Source organism: Nocardiopsis sp. NPDC058631, from assembly GCF_042716955.1.
Classification (GTDB): domain Bacteria; phylum Actinomycetota; class Actinomycetes; order Streptosporangiales; family Streptosporangiaceae; genus Nocardiopsis.
The window spans coordinates 1-19,208 of the sequence record NZ_JBHXQY010000050.1 but is presented as its reverse complement, the minus strand read 5'-3'; the positions used below and the strand labels follow the sequence as shown (position 1 = coordinate 19,208).

The window sequence follows — 19,208 nt, the reverse complement described above, 5'->3', positions numbered from 1 at the left end:
TACATCTAACCAACAGGCGGAGTTGTTATGAAGGCGAGAGCGGAGCGAAACGGGGTCTTACCCGGAAGTTACCGGGCGCGCACCGGAAGCGGCGGGCCCGGTTTCTGTTCCCGGTTTTGACCTCCCGTTCCCCCGGACCGAGAGGCATTACCACCCGCTGCTCGGACGTGATCACCCGGCGTCACACCAGCACGTGAGGGCATGCCGGTCCAGACCGGTCGGGACCTCCTCAGGGGGCGAGGAAGTCCAGGACCGCCTGCCGGAAGGCCCGGGAGGAGACGGCGTTGCCGTGGTCGCGCCCCGGAACCTCCACATGGACGCCGCCGCAGCGCTGGGCGAGCTCCGCCGCACCCTCCGCGATCGCGTCCCGGGCCCCCGAGACGAGCAGGAGCGCGGGCCCGCCCAACAGCGGGTCGGCGGTGAAGGGACGGGACGCCTGACCGCGCGCGCAGGCCGCGAGTGCGGCGGGGTCGTTGCCTGGCAGTGCGGCGACCGTGCGATAGACGCGGTCGAACGGGGAGTCCCCGGAACCGGGGTCGGAGAGGTCCGTTCCCGCGAAGGCGTTTACGGGTCCGAAACCGCCGAGAGCCACGCGTCCCACGCGCTCAGGGGCGGTCAGCGCCAGTTCCCATCCCAGGCGGGAACCCATCGAGTAGCCCACCACGTCGACCCTCTCCACGCCCAACTCGTCGAGCATCGAGATAAGGTCTGCGATGTAGTGTTCTGGCAGGTAGGAAGCACTTTCTACCGGTTTGTCGCTGGCCCCGTGGCCGCGCAGATCCGGACCGATCACCCGGCGCCCTGCGGCCTCCAGGGCCTGGGTCCACCCGGTGGCGCGCCAATTCATGTCGAAATCGGTGCCGAAACCGTGCAGCAGAAGAACGGGGACCGCGTCCGCCGGGGCCCGTGGGGGCAAATCCACATAGCGCATTGTCACGTCACCGGTGAGATTCGCGGACATGAATCCTTCACTCCATTAAATTCTGACAATTTTACCGGGCCGCCCGAGGCTTTTCGGATAATCCTCTCAGCGGAAGACCCCCGAAGGGGCCTCCGTTCGTGCGGACATCCGAAAGGCCTCCGACGGCGCGGACGGGGCCGGCCGGGGGGTCAGTCGGTCGGGGGCTTCAGCCGCACCCGGCGGGCCGGCCGGGCCTCCTCCTCGGGGATCCGGCCGACGATGCCGGCCCGGGGGGCCTCCTCGGCGGCCTCTACCGCGAAGGTCACCAGGGGGTCGCCCACGGGGACCACCTGGTCCTCCCCGGCGTGCAGTTCGACGATCCGGCCCGCCTTGGGCGAGGGGATGACGACCGCGGACTTGGTGGTCTCCACCTCCACCAGGGGGGCGTTGCGCTCGATGACGTCGCCGACGGCGACCTGCCACTCCAGGACCGTCGCCTCGACGAGTCCCTCGCCCAGGTCGGGAAGGGTGAAGGTGATGTTCTCTTCTGCCATGGTGTGTCTAGTACTCCAGGGTCCGTTGGACCGCGAGCAGGATGCGGTCGATGGTCGGCAGGTACTGCGCCTCCAGGGGCCCGGCCGGGTAGGGCACGTCGAACCCGGTGACGCGCTGGACGGGGGCGGCCAGGTCGCGGAAGCAGTTCTCGGTGACCAGCGCGGCGACCTCCGCGCCCAGACCGGCGGTGAGCGGGGCCTCGTGCACGACCACGGCCCGCCTGGTACGGGAGACCGAGGCGGCCAGCCCCGCGGCGTCGACGGGCTTGAGCCAGCGCAGGTCCAGGACCTCCAGGTCCACCCCGTCCTCGGCCGCCAGTTCGGCCACCTGGAGGCACTTGTGCACCATGGCGCCCCAGGCGACGAGGGTGGCGTGGCTGCCGGCGCGCACCACACGGCTCGTACCGATGGGGTCGCCGGGCTCGCGCAGCCGCACGGGCCTGCGGTCCCAGTAGCGGGCCTTGGGCTCCATGAAGACCACGGGGTCGTCGGAGCGCACCGCCTGCAGGAGCAGGGTGTAGGCCTCGGCCGGGTCGGAGGGGGCCACGACCTTGAGCCCCGGGGTGTGCGCGAAGAGCGCCTCCAGGCTCTCGCCGTGGTGCTCGGGTGCCTGGATGCCCCCGAAGGAGGGCAGGCGCAGCGTGATCGGCATGGGGGCGGCACCGCGGGTCCGGTAGTTCATGCGCGCCACCTGGTTCACGATCTGGTCGATCGCCGGATAGGCGAAACCGTCGAACTGGAGCTCGGGGACGGGCCGCCAGCCGTTCATGGCCAGGCCCACCGCCATGCCCATGATCGCGGACTCGGCCAGGGGCGTGTCGAAGACACGCTTGTCGCCGAACTCGCGCTGGAGCCCGTCGGTGACGCGGAAGACCCCGCCGAGGGCTCCGACGTCCTCGCCGAAGACCAGGACGTCCGGGTCCTCGGCGAGCAGGGTGCGCAGGGCGCGGTTGACGGCCTGCTGCATGGACAGCTCGACCGCGGGGTCCTGCGCGGTGTCGGTGCCGGTGCCGGCCCGTTCGATCAGCTCGGTCACAGCTCGACCTCTTCCTGCCAGGTGCGGCGCTGCCGGGCCAGCTCCTCGGTGCCCTCCCGGAAGACGTGGGTGAACAGGTCGGAGCCGTCGGGCTCCGGGGCCCCGGCGACGCCGTCGCGGATCTCCTCCGCGCGCCTGGCGGCTTCGGCGTCGACCTCGGCGAGAGCGGGCTCGTCGGCGTGCCCGGCCGCGACCAGGGCCGCGCGCAGCAGCACGAGGGGGTCGCGGTGCACGCGCCAGCGCTCGGCCTCGGCGTCGTCGCGGTAGCGTCCGGGGTCGTCGGAGGTCGAGTGCGGCTCGACCCGGTAGGTGAGCGCCTCGATGAGGGTGGGCCCCTGGCCGGAGCGGGCGCGGGCGACCGCGTCGGCGGTGGCCTCGTACACGGCCCCCGCGTCGTTGCCGTCGACGACGAGTCCGGGCATGCCGTAGCCCTGGGCGCGCGCGGCGACGGAGCCGCCGGCGACCTGGCGCTCGTTGGGCACCGACAGCGCCCACTGGTTGTTCTGGCAGAAGAAGACGACGGGCGCCCCGAAGACCCCGGCGAAGTTCATCGCCTCGTGGACGTCGCCCTCGGAGCTGGCGCCGTCGCCGAAGTAGGACAGGGCGACGCCGTCGCCGCCGCGCAGCCCCTCACCCACGGCCCATCCGACGGCGTGCGGGACGGGACCGCCGACCACGGCGTTGACGGCGCCGAACCGTGAGGCCATGACGTCGTAGAGGCCCCCGTGCCACAGGGCGCGGTGGCTGGCCATGTAGCCGACCATGTCCACGCCGTAGGCCAGGGCGGAGGCCATCTCCCGGTAGGTCGGGAAGACGAAGTCGCGTCCGGGGTCGAGCGCCGCGGCACTGGCGACCTGGGCGGCCTCCTGGCCGCGCACGGACACGTACGCGGGGAACACCCCCTGGCGCTGGAGGGCGACCGCCTCGGCGTCGAGGTCCCGGGCGGTGCGCATGTCCCGGTACAGGGCACGGGTGAGGTTCGCGGGCAGGTGGTCCACGGAGACGGTTCCACCCCCCGTCGGCTCGTGGGCGGGCGGAACCGGGCGCACAGCGCCTCCGTCGGAGGCGGTGGGCCCGCGCCTCCCGCCGAGCGGGCTGCGGAGCGGTGGCGGGCTGCGGTCGGGCATGTCGAGCGGCTCCCAGCGTGGTCCGCCGCGCGTGGTCGCGCACCGGACCGGATGGTGACTGTCCTGTCTGTTGATTCTCCGCATGATTCGACACTTGCGCCAGATATCAGCGAACAGTTGCTACAAACAAGCACGAAGACTGCATTTTCGTTCCCAACTGTCCAACATGCCACGCGGTTCAACTGCGAAAACGACACAGTGACCTCTACACCGCTTATCGCCACCAAACTTCACGAACCCCAGAGCATCGCCTGAAAATCACTCGGTTCCGTCGGTGGCAGGGCCTATCATCACGGAACAATCGCGGTTGGCCACCGGGGGTGCGTGTTCGACGCCGAGCGCGTACGTTCGGAGCCACCCGACCACCGAGCCAGGGATCCGCCCCCACGACACGACACACGAGGCCGAAATCGGCCACCGGCCGAGAAGCCCCCACGCCCCGGACGCTTCGGTGCGGTTACCCGCCAGTCAGGGAAACCCTTCACCCACCGACCGCGTCAACCATGGGTACAGTCGGATTCCCCCGACACCCACCCCCGCCCGCCGGATCTCCCGAGACGGTTCCCCCACACGCTCCCCGCTCCCGGTACGCCACCTCCAGGTGACCGGTCGTGCACCCATCCGGTACCCCGTCTCGCCGACTGAGACTCCGATGGACGGAAACAGCGTTTACCTGGTAATTCGTTAGCCCCGGTCGACAATGACGGCAGGGGCTCCATCCTGAGAACAAGAGCACACGAGGAGACCCACATGGCCATGGGCGACCAGCGTAGGAACGGCCGGCGGCCGGACACGACCGACCAGACGATCCTGAGCGCCCTCGCCAAGGACGCGCGAACCGGTATCACCGAGATCGCCGCACTGGCCAACGTCTCCCGGGCCACGGCCTACAACCGCATCAAGCGGCTCACCGACGAGGGCGTCATCCGCGGGTACTCCGTGGTGACCGACCACTCCAAGATGGGGCTCGGCGTCACCGCGCTCGTCCTCATCTCGGGCAGTCAGCCGGACTGGCGGGCCAACCGGGAGATCCTGTCCTCGTACCCGGAGATCGAGTACTGCTGGTACGTGGTGGGTTCGGCGGACATCGTCCTCCTCGTCCGCGTGGCCAACACCAACCAGCTGCGCGACCTCATCCTGACCCGTCTGCAGTCGCTTCCCGGTGTGACGTCCACCCAGACGCTCACCGTCATCGACGAGGTCGTACACCGGCCGGTCGTGGAACCCTCCGACAGCGAGTGAGGCCGCTCATCCCCTGACCACCTCGGCGACCGAGGCCATCAGCTCGGAGAGCAGTTCCGAGCCGCGCGCGCGGATGGCCGCCACGTCGCCGTCCACCTCCAGCACCACCTCGGCGTACGCCTTCAGCTTGGGCTCGGTTCCCGAGGGCCGCAACGTCACACGTCCCCACGCCCCGCCCTCCAACCGGAAGCGCAGGGCGTCCGTCGGCGGCAGTCCCGCGTGTCCGCCGGCGAAGTCGTCGACCCCCGCCACCCCGAGGGGGCCGAACGCGGCGGGCGGTTCGGCGCGCAACCGCCGCATCGCCGCGGAGATCACCGACAGGTCGTCCACCCGCACCGAGAGCTGGTCGCTCAGGTGCAGTCCGTACCTGCGGGCCTGGTCGTCGAGCAGGTCGACCAGGGTCCTGCCCCGCGCCTTGGCGTCGTCCGCGAGCGCCGCGGCCACCAGGGCCGCGCTCACCCCGTCCTTGTCGGCGACCGGGCGCCCCCCGTCCCCGCCCACGCAGTAGCCGAGGGCCTCCTCGAACGAGAAGACCCGGCGCTGTCCGGGCCCCCCTGCGCGGGCCAGCCACTTGAAGCCGGTGAGGGTCTCCTCGTAGTGCACGCCCCGGTCCGCGGCGATCTTGCCCAGCAGGCTGGAGGAGACGATCGAGGTGGCCACCACGCGGTCCGGCCCGGTGGTGTGGTCCAGTACGTACTCGGCGAGCAGTCCGCCGACCTCGTTGCCGGTGAGCAGGCCGTGCCCGGGGACGGCGAGCGCCAGCCGGTCCGCGTCGGGGTCGTTGGCGATCACCAGGTCCGCACCGTCGGCGGCACCGGCCGCCGTGGCCAGGTCCATCGCGCCGGGTTCCTCGGGGTTGGGGAACTCCACGGTCGGGAAGTCGGGGTCCGGGTCGAACTGGGCGGCGACCACGGAGGGGCGCGCGAACCCGGCCCGCTCCATCGCGGCCACGAGCACCCTGCCGCCCACCCCGTGCATGGCCGTGTAGGTGGTGGCCAGCCCGCGACCGCGCCGGGGGACGAGCGCGGTGACCGCCGTGAGGTAGCGGTCCACGACCTCCTCCCCCAGCACCGCCCACCCCCCGCCCAGGGGAAGGGCACCGACCGGGCCCACGGCGTCGATGGCGGCGGAGATCTCGGCGTCCACCGGTGAGACGATCTGGGCGCCCGCGTCCTCACCCGTGCCGCCGACGTACACCTTGTATCCGTTGTCCTGCGGCGGGTTGTGGCTGGCGGTCACCATGATCCCGGCGTCCGCGCCGAGGTCGCGGACGGCGAACGCCAGCACGGGGGTGGGCAGGGGGGCGGGCATCAGGGACACCCGGTGTCCGGCGCCGGTGAGCACGGCGGCGCTGTCGCGGGCGAAGTCCGCCGACCGGTGCCGGGCGTCGTAGCCGACGACCACGTGCGCACCGCCTCCGCCACGGCCGCGCAGCCAGGCGGCGATCCCGGCCGCCGCCCGCATCACCACCACCCGGTTCATCCGGTTGGGACCGGCGCCCAGGGCGCCGCGCAGCCCCGCGGTGCCGAACTCCAGGCGCGAGCCGAAGCGGTCGGCGAGATCGGCCAGGGCGGCGGCCTCACCCCTGTCGGCGCGCTCCAGCAGCCCCTCCAGCTCCTCGCGGGTGGCGGGGTCGGGGTCCTGGGCGAGCCACTTACGGGCGAGGGCTGCGGTGTCGGCGGTCATCGGTCCCGTTCCCTCAGAGCTTGGCGACGATGTCGGCGAGCAGGCGGCCGACGGTCCCCGCGGCGTCCCTGCCGGTGGCGAGCACGTCCTCGTGGTCGAGGTTGGCGCCCTCCAGCCCGGCCGCGATGTTGGTGACGAGCGACAGGCCCAGGACCCGGGCGCCCGCCTCGCGTGCGGCGATGGCCTCCAGGACGGTGGACATGCCGACCAGGTCGGCGCCCATGGCGCGGAGCATGCGGATCTCGGCGGGGGTCTCGAAGTGCGGGCCGGGCATGGCCGCGTACACGCCCTCGGGCAGGTCCGGGGCGACCTCCCGGGCCAGTTCCCGCAGGGCCGGGGTGTAGGTCTCGGTGAGGTCCACGAAGGTCGCGCCGGTGAGCGGCGACTTCGCGGTCATGTTGAGGTGGTCGGCGATCAGCACCGGGGAACCCACCGCGTAGGCGGGGTTGATGCCGCCCGCGGCGTTGGTCAGGACGATCGTCCGGGCCCCTGCGGCCACGGCCGTGCGCACGCCGTGCACCACCGCCGCGGTGCCGTGGCCCTCGTACAGGTGGGTGCGGCCCAGGAAGGCGAGCACGTTGCGGTCGCCGTCGCCGATGCTGCGGATCGTGCCGCTGTGCCCCTCCACCCCCGGGGGCAGGAAACCGGGAAGGTCGGAGGCGGCCAGCTCGTGCCGGGAGTCCCCGAGGAGGTCGGCGGCGGGCGCCCACCCCGATCCCATGACCAGGGCGACGTCGTAGGCGTCGACGCCGGTGCGCGAGCGCAGTTCCGCTGCGGCGTCCTCGGCCGCGGCCCGGGGTGTGCGAGTCACTGGGTGTTCTCCGTTCGTTCGTGCCGCGCCGTCGGCGCGGGGCGGGGCGGTTCTGCGCGGGAGGGCCCGTCCGTCGTCGGGCACGGCGCGGGCCGGCGGCCCCGCTGCGGGGCCGCCGGTCCTCGGGTTCCTACACCCCGACGGGGTGCCACACCGTCTTGGTCTCCAGGAAGGGTGTCATGCGCGAGGTTCCCGGGTCGGGGTCGAGCCAGGCGTCCTCTCCTGCTCCGGCGGTGGGCCCGGGGCGCAGCACCCGGGTGAGGGTGGTCGCCGCGGCCCGCTCGAACTCGACCGCGAGCTCCCCGGTCCCGGCCAGGTCCAGGGCGTTGACGTCGGCGTGGGAGGCCAGGTGCGGGCCGATCTCGCCCACCCGGCCGGTCAGCAGGTTGACGACGCCGCCGGGCAGGTCGGAGGTGGCGAGCACCTCGGCCAGGTCGACCGCCGCCAGGGGCGCGGCCTCGGAGGTGAGCACCACCGCGGTGTTGCCCGTGGCGATGACCGGCGCGACCACGGAGGTCAGCCCCAGCAGCGGCGCGTCCTGGGGTGCGAACACCGCCACCACACCGGTCGGCTCGGGCGCCGAGTGGTTGTAGAAGGGCCCCGACACCGGGTTGGCGCCGCCGAGCACCTGGGCCACCTTGTCGGTCCAGCCCGCGTAGTACACCCACCGGTCGACGGCGGCGGAGACCACGCGGTCCGCCTCCTGGCGGGACAGGCCCTGGGCCGCCACGGCCTGGGCCGCGAACTGCTCCCGGCGGCCCTCCAGGACCTCGGCGACCCGGTACAGGACCTGGCCCCGGTTGTAGGCGGTGCGCGAGGACCAGCCGCCGAAGGCCTTGCGGGCGGCGGTGACGGCGTCGCGCGCGTCCTTGCGCGAGGCGAGGGAGGCGTTGGCCAGGTGTTCGCCGTTCGCGGAGGTCACGGGGTAGCTCCTGCCCGACTCCGAGCGGGGGAAGGCCCCGCCCACGTAGAGCTTGTAGGTCTTGCGGACCGCCAGGCGCGCGGGGACCGGGGGTGCGGCGGACTTCGCTTCGCCGGCCCTACCCCTGTCCCCCGCCGCGCCCCTGCCGGCCTTCCCGGTGCTTCGCCGCTCAGCCAAGGTAGGCCTCCAATCCGTGCCGTCCGCCCTCGCGGCCGTATCCCGACTCCTTGTAGCCGCCGAAGGGGCTGGTCGGGTCGAACTTGTTGAACGTGTTGGACCAGATCACGCCCGCGCGCAGGCGCTCGGCGGTCCACAGCATGCGCGAACCCTTCTCGGTCCACACCCCCGCGGAGAGGCCGTAGGGGGTGTTGTTGGCCTTCTCGACCGCCTCCTCGGGCGTGCGGAAGGTCAGGACGGACAGGACCGGCCCGAAGATCTCCTCCCGGGCCACCCTGTGGGCCTGGCTGACGCCGGTCAGGACCGTGGGCGCGAACCAGTAGCCGGTCTGCGGCAGGTCGCAGGCGGGCGACCAGCGCTCGACGCCCTCGGCCTCGCCGGTGTCGGTGAGCTCGCGGATGCGCTCCAGCTGGGCGGCGGAGTTGATCGCCCCGATGTCGGTGTTCTTGTCCAGGGGGTCGCCCAGGCGCAGCCGGGAGATCCGCGCTTTGAGCAGCGGGAGGAACTCCTCGGCGATCGACTCCTGGACCAGCAGCCGGGACCCGGCGCAGCACACGTGGCCCTGGTTGAAGAAGATGCCCGAGACGACGCCCTCGACGGCCTGGTCGATCGCGGCGTCGTCGTAGACGATGTTGGCGCCCTTGCCGCCCAGTTCGAGGGTGAGGCGCTTGCCCGTGCCGGCGACGGAGCGGGCGATCTGGCGGCCGACCCCGGTGGAGCCGGTGAAGGCCACCTTGTCCGTGCCCGGGTGCTCGACGAGGGTGCGCCCGGTCTCGCCCGCGCCGGTCAGGATGTTGACCACGCCCGGGGGCAGGTCGGCCTCCTGGCAGATCTGCGCGAAGAACAGGGCGGTCAGCGGGGTGGTCTCCGCGGGCTTGAGGACCACGGTGTTGCCGGTGGCCAGGGCGGGGGCGATCTTCCACGCGAGCATGAGCAGCGGGAAGTTCCACGGGATGACCTGGGCGGCGACCCCGAGCGGTTTCGGGTCCGGGCCGAGCCCGGCGTGCGCGAGCTTGTCGGCCCACCCGGCGTAGTAGAAGAAGTGCGCGGCGACCAGCGGCAGGTCGACGTCGCGGGTCTCCTTGATGGGCTTGCCGTTGTCCAGCGACTCCAGCACGGCCAGTTCGCGCGAGCGCTCCTGGATGATGCGGGCGATGCGGAACAGGTACTTGCCGCGCTCGGCACCGGTCATCCGGCCCCACACGGTCTCCTGGGCACGGCGGGCGGCGGCGACGGCGCGGTCGACGTCGGCGGGCCCGGCGACGGCGACCCGGGCGAGCTCGGTCTCGTCGGCGGGGTTGAGGGTGGTGAGGTACTCCCCTCCCTCGGCCGGGGCGAACCCGCCGTCGACGAACAGGTCGTAGGTCTCGCGCAGGGCGACGACGGAGCGGGACTCCGGTGCGGGCGCGTACTCGAAGATCACGGCTCTAGTCCAGCGTGTAGTAGTCGGGGCCCGGGTAGGTGCCCGTGGTCAGCCTGGTGCGCTGCATGAGCAGGTCGTTGAGGAGGCTGGAGGCGCCGATCCGGAACAGGTCGGGGGTGAGCCAGTCGGGGCCGGCGACCTCGTTGACCATCACCAGGTTGCGGATGGCGTCCTTGGTGGTGCGGATGCCCCCGGCGGGTTTGACGCCGACGTGCCGTCCGGTGGCCGCGTGGTGGTCGCGGACGGCCTCCAGCATGACCAGGGTGACCGGCGGTGTCGCGGCCGGGGACACCTTGCCGGTGGAGGTCTTGATGAAGTCCCCTCCGGCCCGGATCGCCAGGTGGGAGGCGCGTCGGACGTTGTCGTAGGTGACGAGTTCCCCGGTCTCCAGGATGACCTTGAGGTGCGCGGCCCCGCAGGCCTCCTTGACGGCGGTGATCTCCTCGAAGACCTTGAGGTAGTCGCCGGACAGGAACGCGCCGCGGTCGATGACCATGTCGATCTCGCTCGCGCCGTCGGCGACCGCGCGGCGGGTGTCGGCGAGCTTGACCTCCATGGGCGCCCGGCCGGACGGGAAGGCGGTGGCCACCGACGCCACCCCGATCCCGGTGCCGCGCAGCGCCTCGACGGCGGTGGCGACCATGTCCGGGTAGACGCACACGGCGCCCACGCGGGGCACGGTGCGGTCGGCGGGGTCGGGGTTGGCGGCCTTGGCGCACAGCGCCCTCACCTTGCCGACGGTGTCGGCGCCCTCCAGGGTGGTCAGGTCGACCATGCTGATGGCCAGGTCGATGGCGCGGGCCTTGGCGGTGGTCTTGACGGACCGGGTCGCCAGGTCCTGGGCGCGGGCGCGCGCGCCGACCTCGTCCACGCCGGGGAGTCCGTGCAGGAACGTCCGGAGTGCGCGGTTGGTCGTCGCCTCGGGCGCGAATGCGGTGTGGGGCACGGGCACCTACAGCTCGTTCGGGTTGCTGGCCGGTCCGTCCGCCGTGGCCGGCGGAAACGGTGCGGGGAACGGTGCGCGAGGACCGGTCCCCAGGCGCCGGCAGGGGGTCGTCCCCGGTGCCGGGCCGTCAGGCAGTCACCCTAACCCCGGGCGGAGCGGCCGTCAGTACCCGCCCGGACCGCGCCGCCGAAGGTTGGAGAAGCCTCCAACCTGGGACGGGGGGCGCCATGGTGCTTTCCTCCAACCGGGCCGGAAAAATCCCTGGAAACGGAGGCTCGGACCGGGCCCTCCCGCGACAGGGGGACACGCGCGGTCCAGACCGGGGTGCTCCGCCGGGCCCTCGGGGCGGAATGCGAGACTTGCCCGGACCGGGTCCCCGCCGGGCTCCGGCGACGGGCCCGGCAGAGTCGACAGGAGCGAGCGGTGGCACCAGCGAACACGCCGGGGCGGACCGGCCCCCGCACGGGCACGGGCACCGCCGACCCGTCGGGCGCGCACGGCGGCCGGGGGGACGGCCCCCCGGATCTGCGCCTGGTGCGCCTGGACCGGGACACCGCGGAGTCCGTCCTGCTCAGACAGGCCGTGCTGGGTCACCGCCCGCTGCCCGGGCAGCGCGGGTACGTCCGCGCGCCCGTGGCCACCCTCCCCCTCGCCGACGCCGACCCGGCACGCACCCCCTTCGCGATCGTGGCGGACCGGCGCCCGGTGGCGGACGCGGGCGCGGCACGGGCCGCCTGCGCGGGGTTCGGCGTCCTGGACCGGGCGGTGCACACCCGGGACCTGGTGCCGGACCCGGCGCACGCCGTGCTCCTGCGCGCCTTCTACGTCGCCCCGGACTGGCAGGGCAGGGGGGTGGGGCGGGCCTCGTGCTCGGCCCCGCTCCTGGACGGGCTCGCCGCCGAGGTCTCCCCCGGCGCCTCCGAGCTGGTGCTGTGCGTCGACGAGGCCAACCACCGGGCGGCGCGGGTGTACGGCGCCGCCGGTTTCTCGTTCACGGGGCACCGCCTCTTCACCGGGCCCGACGGCATCCAGCTGGTGATGACCCGGCCGCTCTCGACCGGTGGCGGGCCCTGACCGCGGACCGCGGGGGTCGGCGTACGCTTGTCCCATGGCGGAGTTCCGGATCAGCACTGACGACGACCGCGTCGACCTGCGCAGGATGGCGTCGGCCCTCGTCGAGTCCCAGAGGTGGGCCCGCGACGACGTGAGCATCTGGGACAACCGCCGGGGCGAGGTGATCGTGACGGTCGACGACGCGCTGCTGCGCAAACCCGAGGCCGACCCAATGCACCGCCCCCGGCACACGCCCCGGGACGTGCACGACGCCTGCGAGACCCTGCGCCGGGAGGACCCGTCCCTGCGCCGGGTGGACTTCCGCTTCCTGCGGGAAGAGACCGCGCGCTTCTTCTCCGCCGGGTGGACCATCGCCGACGTGCTGCACGCCCTGGCCCACCGCCCCGACGGGTCGGCGTGGCCCCAGGGCCCCGACCGCCAGGGCACCGGCTGGCTGAGCGAGCGCATGAGGGCGTGGCGCACCCCCGACGGGGACATCCGCCCCTCGCAGTCGCAGGAGGGCGCGCAGCTGCGGGTCATCAGCCGCGCGGGGCTGCCGATGGACATCGGCCTCCCCGAGGACGCCGAGGTGTCGCAGCGGCCCGTGGCGAGCCCCTCGGTGGCGCGGTCCGCGGCGGACGACGCCAGGCGGCTCATCCGGCAGAACTCGCGCACCAGCAGCGACTCCCTCGCCCACCGCGACCGCACGTCCGCCCACATCACCCGCCGGGACGGCCTCCGGTAGGAGGGGCCCGCCGCGCGTGCGCCGGCCTCACCGGCCGGGGCGGCCTCCGGCGGCCGACCTGCGCTCGTCGACGAGGGAGACGACACCGTCGGCCGCCTCGCCGAGGAGGAGTTCGGCCGGGCCCCTGCCGACGAGGAGCCTCCACAGGGTCGCGAACACGAGGGCCCCGAGGACGAACCACTCCAGCAGCCACGGGGTGGCCCATGCGGAGCCCAGGACCCCGATGACCACCGCCAGGACCAGGATGTGCCCGCTGTAGACGGTCAGCGGCATCCGTCCGACCGAGGTCAGCGGGTACATGGCGATCCGGAACCGGTCGCACAGGAACATGCAGGCCACGAGGATGATGAGCCCCTGGCCGACGGCCTCGGCCATCTCGAAGGTGGTGCCTGTGTGCGGTGTGTTGACCGCCAGCCACCACCAGGAGTCGGTGGGGACCTGACCGGAGATCGACTCCGCGTGGTCGGTGACCGCGTACCGCACCTGTTCGGCCACCGCCGGGTCGGCGGCGGCCCCGGGCGAGAGCCCGGTCAGCCCGGGTCCGCTGACCGCGACGAGCCTGTCCAGGCCGCCCAGGGGTCCGAGCAGCAGCCACGACCCCCCGTAGGCGAACACGGACAGCGCCACACCGGTGACGGCCAGGCGCAGCCGGACGGCGGTGGAGGTGAGGTCGAGGCGTCCGAGCGCCATGCCCGCGAACACGTAGACCATGAAGGTGACCGCCGGGTAGTAGCCGGTCAGGAAGAACTCCGTGAGGGTCGGTACCGCCCCGCTCCTGAGCTCGGATGCGAAGAAGGCCTCGCGCAGCGCGAACGACAGGAACGGTCCGACCACGGCCAGCCCGCCCGCCACGGCCCACAGGGCCCCCGAACGCAGCTTCACCACCGGCAGCGCCAGGAGGAAGAACCCGGCGTAGTAGGTGAGGATGATCGCGATCGGCACCGCCATGATGTCGAGCACCGCGCCGAGGAGCCCGATGAGCACGGCCCGGGTGAGGATGCGCGTCACCGCCCGGAGCAGCGGTTCCCCGCCGGCGGGCGCGGTGCGGCCGGTCATCATCGCCAGGGAGACCCCGGCCAGGAGGGCGAAGAGCGCGGAGGAGTTGCCCCGGACGATGCCGTGCAGGTCCCACGCGTAGTTCTCGGGTGAGAGGAAACCCATCGATTCCACCCCGAGGTGGACGACGAACATCCCGAAGACGGCGAGGGCGCGGGCCGCGTCGATGCCGTCGATCCGCCCCTTGGGGGACGGCGTGCCTACGGGGGCCGTGGAGGTGTCGTCAGACTGGTTCTGTGCCACATCCGTCAGGCTATGCCCGTTGCGTCCCGGGCAACAATGCGCCGGGGCGCCACCGCGTGGCCACAGACGGCCACCCGGGGCCCGTGTCCGGTCAGCGCGGTGCCGGGGAGGGGGACGCGGCGAGGAGGATGTCGAGCAGACCGGGGAAGCGCGCGTCGATGTCCGCGCGGCGCAGCGCGAGGTAGAGCTTGCGCCCGTCGGGGCGCTGGCGGATGACCCCGCTCTCCCGGAGCACCCGCCAGTGGTGGGTCATGCTCGACTTCGGGATGTCGGGGACGACCTCGCCGCAGAACCGCTCCTCGCCGTCGGCCAGCGTGCGGGCGACCTCCATCCGGACGGGGTGGCCCAGGGCTGCGAGCACGTCGACGAGGGCGATCTCGGCGGCGTCGGGGTGGTGGAGTCCTGCCATGCCACCACTGTACGGGGTTCCCGTACGGATCCCGGCGCAGGATTCCCGACAACCGCGGCCCAACCGTACGATTATCCCGTACTATTCGACTGTACGACTCTTCCGTACAAACGGACGATCACCATCCCCGGACAGAGGACCCCCACACATGACCACGGTCGACCCCCTGAGCGACACCGCTCTCGCACACTCGCTCGACGGCGGCTTCTCCAGCCACCACGCCGACGTCAACGGCGTCCGACTGCACTACGTCTGCGGCGGCGGCGGGGACGGCGAACCCCTGTTCCTGCTGGGCGGCTGGCCGCAGACCTGGTGGCAGTGGCACAAGGTGATGCCCGCGCTGGCGCGCCGCCGCCGGGTGATCGCCGTGGACCTGCGCGGCATGGGCTCCTCGTCCAAACCCGACGGGGGCTACGACAAGAGGACCATGGCGCACGACGTCCACGCGCTCGCCGAACACCTGGGACTGACCCGCTTCGGCGTCGCGGGCCACGACATCGGCGCCATGGTCGCCTACGCCCACGCCGCCCTCTTCCCGGAGTCGACCAGCCGGGTCTGCCTCCTGGACGTCCCCCACCCCGACGAGAACTGGTCCGCCTTCGGCCTCCTGCCCGGACCGGACCAGCACGTCGACCCGGGCCACGGGAACCCGGCCGGGCCCTACCTGTGGTGGTTCGCCTTCAACCAGGTCCGGGGCCTACCGGAGGCGTTGCTGGAGGGCCGGTTCTCCCTGCTGGGCGACTGGCTCTTCGACTACATGGCCGAGGACCCCGCCTCGATCGGCGAACACTCCCGACGGGTGTACGCACGCGCGTACTCCAGCGCGGACGCCGTCCGCGCGGGAAACGGGTGGTACCAGGCGTTCAACACCGACATCGCGGACGAGCGGACCTACGGCAGAGTGGAGGTGCCCCTCCTCGCCCTGGGCGGCGACGGGAGCAACCACGCGTTCCTGAAGGAGCTGATGCCCTCCAAGGGCACCGACGTCCGGGTGGTGGAGATCGCCGACTGCGGCCACTACCTCCCCGAGGAGCAGCCGGAGGCGGTGGCCGACGCGCTGGAGGCCTTCCTGTCCTGACGCCGCCCGGACCCGGCCCCGGGCCCGCACGGGGAAGGGGCCGGGGCGGCGGGTGGGCGGGATCCTCCCCGCCTCCGCCCCTTCCGCCCCGGCCCTCCCCGTCCTCGCGGCGCCCGGGTCAGCCCTTCAGGCCGCTGAAGTAGTCCAGCGCCTCAGGGTTGGCCAGGGAGTCGCGGCTCGCGACCTTCTCGGGGTCCTCACCCATGAGGATGCGCTTGACCGGGACCTCCAGGACCTTCCCGGACAGGGTCCGGGGCACGGCGGCGATGGCGCGCACGCGGTCCGGCACGTGGCGGGGCGAGCAGTCGGAGCGGATGCGCCGGGCGATCTCCCCGGGGAGGCCGCCCTCCAGGTCGGCGCCCTCGCGCAGGACGGTGAACAGCTCGATCCTGGAGGAACCGTCCTCCTGGGGCACGTCCACGACGAGAGCGTCCACGACGTCGTCGAGGGAGAGGACGGCCCGGTAGATCTCGCTGGTGCCCATGCGGACGCCACCGCGGTTGATGGTGGAGTCGGAGCGGCCGTAGATGATCGCGGTGCCGCGGTCGGTGATCTCGATCCAGTCGCCGTGCCGCCAGATTCCCGGATAGACGGAGAAGTAGCTGTCACGGAGGCGTTCTCCGTCCTCGTCGCCCCAGAAGAAGACGGGCATGGACGGTGCCGGCTGTGTGACCACGAGCTCGCCGACCTCACCCGTGAGCTCCTTGCCGTCGGGGTCCCAGGAGGCGACGGCCATGCCGAGCGCGCGGGACTGGATCTCGCCCTCGTAGACCGGCAGGGTGGGCGTCCCGCCGACCAGGCAGCTGCACACGTCGGTGCCGCCCGAGGTGGAGAACAGCCAGAGGTCGCCGCCGAACTCCTCGTAGGTCCAGGCGAACGCCTCGGGGCTGAGCGGGGAGCCGGTGGAGCCGATGGCCTTGAGGCGGGAGAGGTCGCGCCCCTCACGGGGGTGGACGCCCTCCTTCATGGAGGAGGCCAGGAAGCCGGCGCTGGTGCCGAACACGGTCACCCCGGCGTCGGCGGCCAGGTCCCAGAGCGCGCCCATGTCGGGGGCCGCCGGGCTTCCGTCGTACAGGACGATGGACGCCGGGGTCAGCAGGACGCTGACCAGGAAGTTCCACATCATCCAGCCGGTGGTGGTGAACCAGAAGACCCGGTCGTCCTCATGGGCGTCCAGGTGCAGGTGGAGGTTCTTGAGCTGCTCCAGGAGGATGCCGCCGTGCCCGTGGACGATGGCCTTGGGCAGCCCCGTGGTCCCGGAGGAGTAGAGCACCCACAGGGGGTGGTCGAAGGGGACGGGGGTGAACTCCAGTTCGGCCCCGGCGCCGGACTCCTCCAGCTCCTCCCAGGACAGGGTGCCCTCCAGGGGGACGCCGGGGGCGAGGTGGTCGAGGAGGACCGTGTGCTCGACGGTGGGCAGTGCGGCGCGCAGTTCGCCGACGACGGGGCGGCGGTCGAAGTCCTTGCCCCCGTAGCGGTAGCCGTCGACGGCGAGGAGGACCTTCGGCTCGATCTGCGCGAAGCGGTCGATGACGCTGCGCACCCCGAAGTCCGGTGAGCAGGAGGACCACACGGCGCCCAGCGAGGCGACGGCGTAGAACGCGGCGACCGTCTCGGGGAGGTTGGGCAGGTAGGCGACGACGCGGTCGCCGGGCCCCACTCCCCGTTCGCGCAGCCCGGCGGCGATGGCGGCGGTGCGCCGCCGCAGTTCGCCCCAGGTCCACTCTCCGAGCTCGCGCAGCTCGGTGGCGTGCCGGATGGCGACGCGCGCGTCGTCGCGGCCCTCGAAGACGTGCCGGGCGTAGTTGAGGGTCGCCCCCGGGAACCAGGACGCCCCGGGCATGGCGCGTTCGGCCAGCACCTGCCCGTAGGGGGTCGCGGACCGGACGCCGTAGTACTCCCAGACCGCTTCCCAGAAGCCGTCGACGTCGGTGACCGACCAGCGCCAGAGGGAGTCGTAGTCGAACGACGCGGACGGGGTGCCCTCCTCCGCGCCGAACGCCCGGACCCCCTTGTTCTCCGCGGCCCACCGGGCGAACGCGACGATGTTCGAGGCTTCGATCTTCGTCTCGTCGGGCTCCCAGAGCACACGGGGCACACTGCTCTCCGTCATTGGCCCGCCTTCCCCATCGTGTGGCTGTGTGTTGCTGTGAGACCCATCTAACAACACCCCGTGGCGACCGCGACGCCCCGGCCTCTCGATAGGGAGAACCGGGGCGCGTGCTGTGCGTGCAGGTCACCGGCACCGCGGCTGCGCGTGTGCGCACCCCGCGCCGGACCGGGACCGGCGGGGTGGGGACCGCCCCCTGACAGCCGGGGCGCTCCCGTGGGATCCGGTGACCGGATGTCCGTGTCCGTGGGGGGATCAGGCTGCGCGCAGGGCGGCGACGGCGGCCACCGGGGAGTCGAAGACGGGCGACCCGGTGGCCTCCAGGCGTTCGCGGGCCATCAGACCGCTGGTGACCAGGATGGAACTGGCCCCGGCCTCGCGGGCGGCGCGCGCGTCGTCGTCGATGTCGCCGATCAGCACGACCCGGGACGGGTCGATGCCCTGGGCGTCGAGGTGCCTCACCAGGTGCTCGGCCTTGGAGTCGTGCTCGGTGGCGAACTGGCGGCCGTCGACCCGCGTGAAGTGGGAGGTGAGCCCGCGCTCGGTGATCAGGGGCACGAGGTGTTCGTGCGAGGCCATGGAGAGCAGGGACTGGGTGCCACCGCCGCCGGCCCAGTCGTGCAGCACGTCGGGGACGCCGGTGCTCAGCTCACAGGTGTGCAGGTACTCCAGGTAGCTGCTGTCGTAGAGCCGTTCCGCGTGCTCCCACTCGCCGTCGGCGAAGGGGCGTCCGAGGAGTTCCTCGTAGCAGGGGATGAGGGGCCGCCGGAAGACGGAACGCCAGTAGTCCATCTCCACGGGCTCGCGGCCGAACTGCGCACAGACGGCGTTCACCGCCGCGAGGTTGGCGTGGTTGTCGTCCAGGAGGGTGCCGTTCCAGTCCCAGACGATGTGGGTGATACCGGTTCGGTCAAAGGTCGTCTCAGTCATTGGCAGCACTTTACGGCCCCTTGCCCCGGTTCGAAAATGCGTTTTCGGCCACCTCAGCCCGGGTGCCCGTGGTCGGGGACACCCTGGTCGGGGGCGCCCTGGTTCCGTGCGGCGTGCCGCTCGGCCCGGGCCCGGCGGACCCGGCGGACCAGCAGCACACCGCCGACGACCATCACGGGGAACAGGATGAGGATGAGCAGGGGCACCAGGATCGCGAGCAGCGAGGTGACCAGGCTGACGAAGTCCTCGGCCAGGGAGACGAGCGGCGCCGAGCAGCCGAGCGACACACCGTTGGTCACCACTCGCGTCATGGCCTTGGCGACGTGGAAGAGCAGGGCGACCACCACGCCCGCGATCACCGGTACCCAGGAGATCCCTGTCCCGTCCCCCGCCACGGCCCCGGACGCGGCACCGGTGATCTCGGACAGCTCGACGGTCGAGGCGCCCGCACCGAAGACGATGCCCCCGGAGGTGGGCCGCACCACGGTCTGGATGACGTCGTTGACGCTGTCGACGGCGGGGAACTTGTCGGCGGCGAACTCGACGACCAGCAGCACCGCGAGGGTCACGAGGGTGACGGGGTGCTCGATCCACAGCCAGGCGTCGCCGAGCGGGACGAGGTCGGTGAAGCGGGCGAGCAGGCCGACCGCGAGGAGGGGGATGTAGGCGTTGAGACCCGCTGCCGAGGCCAGGCCCAACCCGGTGAGTGTGGCGAACATGCTCTTCTTTCTGTGCTCCAGACGGGGCGGGGGCCGTGCG

Annotated in this window: 18 protein-coding genes; 4 read left to right on the top strand and 14 right to left on the bottom strand. The window is 72.5% G+C overall.

The genetic code is table 11. The features are described from left to right. Positions 1-229 precede the first annotated feature (229 nt). From ACFWTE_RS17540 to ACFWTE_RS17525, 4 genes are all read right to left on the bottom strand, one after another. Entirely contained in the window at positions 230-961 is a 732-nt protein-coding gene (locus ACFWTE_RS17540) for an alpha/beta fold hydrolase (RefSeq protein WP_378780526.1), read from the bottom strand. Positions 962-1,110: 149 nt separating this feature from the next. After that, positions 1,111-1,455 carry a biotin/lipoyl-containing protein gene (locus ACFWTE_RS17535; RefSeq protein ID WP_378780525.1) on the bottom strand — a complete coding sequence of 115 codons (345 nt, stop codon included), beginning with the start codon at positions 1,453-1,455 and terminating at the stop codon, positions 1,111-1,113. Positions 1,456-1,462: 7 nt separating this feature from the next. Beyond that, positions 1,463-2,491 carry an alpha-ketoacid dehydrogenase subunit beta gene (locus ACFWTE_RS17530; protein ID WP_378780524.1) on the bottom strand — a complete coding sequence of 343 codons (1,029 nt, stop codon included), beginning with the start codon at positions 2,489-2,491 and terminating at the stop codon, positions 1,463-1,465. After that, positions 2,488-3,489 (bottom strand): thiamine pyrophosphate-dependent dehydrogenase E1 component subunit alpha, encoded by a 1,002-nt coding sequence (locus ACFWTE_RS17525; protein ID WP_378780522.1) that lies wholly within the window; start codon positions 3,487-3,489, stop codon positions 2,488-2,490. Before ACFWTE_RS17525 ends, ACFWTE_RS17530 begins: the two co-directional genes overlap by 4 nt. Before the next feature lie 879 nt (positions 3,490-4,368). Between ACFWTE_RS17525 and ACFWTE_RS17520 the strand changes: the two genes are divergently transcribed. Then, on the top strand, positions 4,369-4,860 hold the full coding sequence (locus tag ACFWTE_RS17520) for an Lrp/AsnC family transcriptional regulator (RefSeq protein ID WP_378780520.1): 492 nt from the start codon (positions 4,369-4,371) through the stop codon (positions 4,858-4,860). Positions 4,861-4,866: 6 nt separating this feature from the next. Here ACFWTE_RS17520 and ACFWTE_RS17515 read toward each other — a convergent pair whose 3' ends face one another. The 5 genes from ACFWTE_RS17515 to deoC form a co-directional block, all read right to left on the bottom strand. Next, positions 4,867-6,546 carry a phospho-sugar mutase gene (locus ACFWTE_RS17515; protein ID WP_378780519.1) on the bottom strand — a complete coding sequence of 560 codons (1,680 nt, stop codon included), beginning with the start codon at positions 6,544-6,546 and terminating at the stop codon, positions 4,867-4,869. A 13-nt stretch (positions 6,547-6,559) separates the two neighbouring features. Further along, complete coding sequence (locus ACFWTE_RS17510) at positions 6,560-7,357, bottom strand: purine-nucleoside phosphorylase (RefSeq protein WP_378780518.1); 798 nt, start codon at positions 7,355-7,357, stop codon at positions 6,560-6,562. A 130-nt stretch (positions 7,358-7,487) separates the two neighbouring features. Then, on the bottom strand, positions 7,488-8,456 hold the full coding sequence (locus ACFWTE_RS17505) for an aldehyde dehydrogenase family protein (protein ID WP_378780517.1): 969 nt from the start codon (positions 8,454-8,456) through the stop codon (positions 7,488-7,490). Next, positions 8,449-9,879, bottom strand: a complete 1,431-nt coding sequence (locus ACFWTE_RS17500) for an aldehyde dehydrogenase family protein (RefSeq protein ID WP_378780516.1) — start codon at positions 9,877-9,879, stop codon at positions 8,449-8,451. Before ACFWTE_RS17500 ends, ACFWTE_RS17505 begins: the two co-directional genes overlap by 8 nt. A 4-nt stretch (positions 9,880-9,883) precedes the next feature. Then, complete coding sequence (gene deoC, locus ACFWTE_RS17495) at positions 9,884-10,831, bottom strand: deoxyribose-phosphate aldolase (RefSeq protein WP_378780515.1); 948 nt, start codon at positions 10,829-10,831, stop codon at positions 9,884-9,886. 417 nt (positions 10,832-11,248) lie between these two features. Between deoC and ACFWTE_RS17490 the strand changes: the two genes are divergently transcribed. Both ACFWTE_RS17490 and ACFWTE_RS17485 read left to right on the top strand, forming a co-directional pair. Further along, positions 11,249-11,899, top strand: a complete 651-nt coding sequence (locus ACFWTE_RS17490; RefSeq protein WP_378780514.1) for a GNAT family N-acetyltransferase — start codon at positions 11,249-11,251, stop codon at positions 11,897-11,899. Between the two features lie 34 nt (positions 11,900-11,933). After that, positions 11,934-12,623: a hypothetical protein gene (locus ACFWTE_RS17485; protein ID WP_378780513.1), complete on the top strand. Its 690-nt coding sequence runs from the start codon at positions 11,934-11,936 to the stop codon at positions 12,621-12,623. 27 nt (positions 12,624-12,650) lie between these two features. Here ACFWTE_RS17485 and ACFWTE_RS17480 read toward each other — a convergent pair whose 3' ends face one another. Then, positions 12,651-13,922, bottom strand: a complete 1,272-nt coding sequence (locus tag ACFWTE_RS17480) for a heparan-alpha-glucosaminide N-acetyltransferase domain-containing protein (RefSeq protein WP_378780512.1) — start codon at positions 13,920-13,922, stop codon at positions 12,651-12,653. 91 nt (positions 13,923-14,013) lie between these two features. Continuing rightward, positions 14,014-14,331 carry an ArsR/SmtB family transcription factor gene (locus ACFWTE_RS17475; RefSeq protein WP_378780510.1) on the bottom strand — a complete coding sequence of 106 codons (318 nt, stop codon included), beginning with the start codon at positions 14,329-14,331 and terminating at the stop codon, positions 14,014-14,016. Positions 14,332-14,479: 148 nt separating this feature from the next. Between ACFWTE_RS17475 and ACFWTE_RS17470 the strand changes: the two genes are divergently transcribed. Continuing rightward, the gene (locus ACFWTE_RS17470; protein WP_378780508.1) at positions 14,480-15,409 is read left to right on the top strand and encodes an alpha/beta fold hydrolase; all 930 of its coding nucleotides are present in this window, start codon (positions 14,480-14,482) and stop codon (positions 15,407-15,409) included. 118 nt (positions 15,410-15,527) lie between these two features. Here ACFWTE_RS17470 and ACFWTE_RS17465 read toward each other — a convergent pair whose 3' ends face one another. The 3 genes from ACFWTE_RS17465 to ACFWTE_RS17455 form a co-directional block, all read right to left on the bottom strand. Beyond that, entirely contained in the window at positions 15,528-17,522 is a 1,995-nt protein-coding gene (locus ACFWTE_RS17465; RefSeq protein ID WP_378780506.1) for an acetoacetate--CoA ligase, read from the bottom strand. A gap of 252 nt (positions 17,523-17,774) precedes the next feature. After that, entirely contained in the window at positions 17,775-18,449 is a 675-nt protein-coding gene (locus ACFWTE_RS17460; protein ID WP_378780505.1) for an HAD family hydrolase, read from the bottom strand. Between the two features lie 53 nt (positions 18,450-18,502). After that, complete coding sequence (locus tag ACFWTE_RS17455; RefSeq protein ID WP_378780554.1) at positions 18,503-19,168, bottom strand: DUF4126 domain-containing protein; 666 nt, start codon at positions 19,166-19,168, stop codon at positions 18,503-18,505. Between the last annotated feature and the right edge of the window lie 40 nt (positions 19,169-19,208).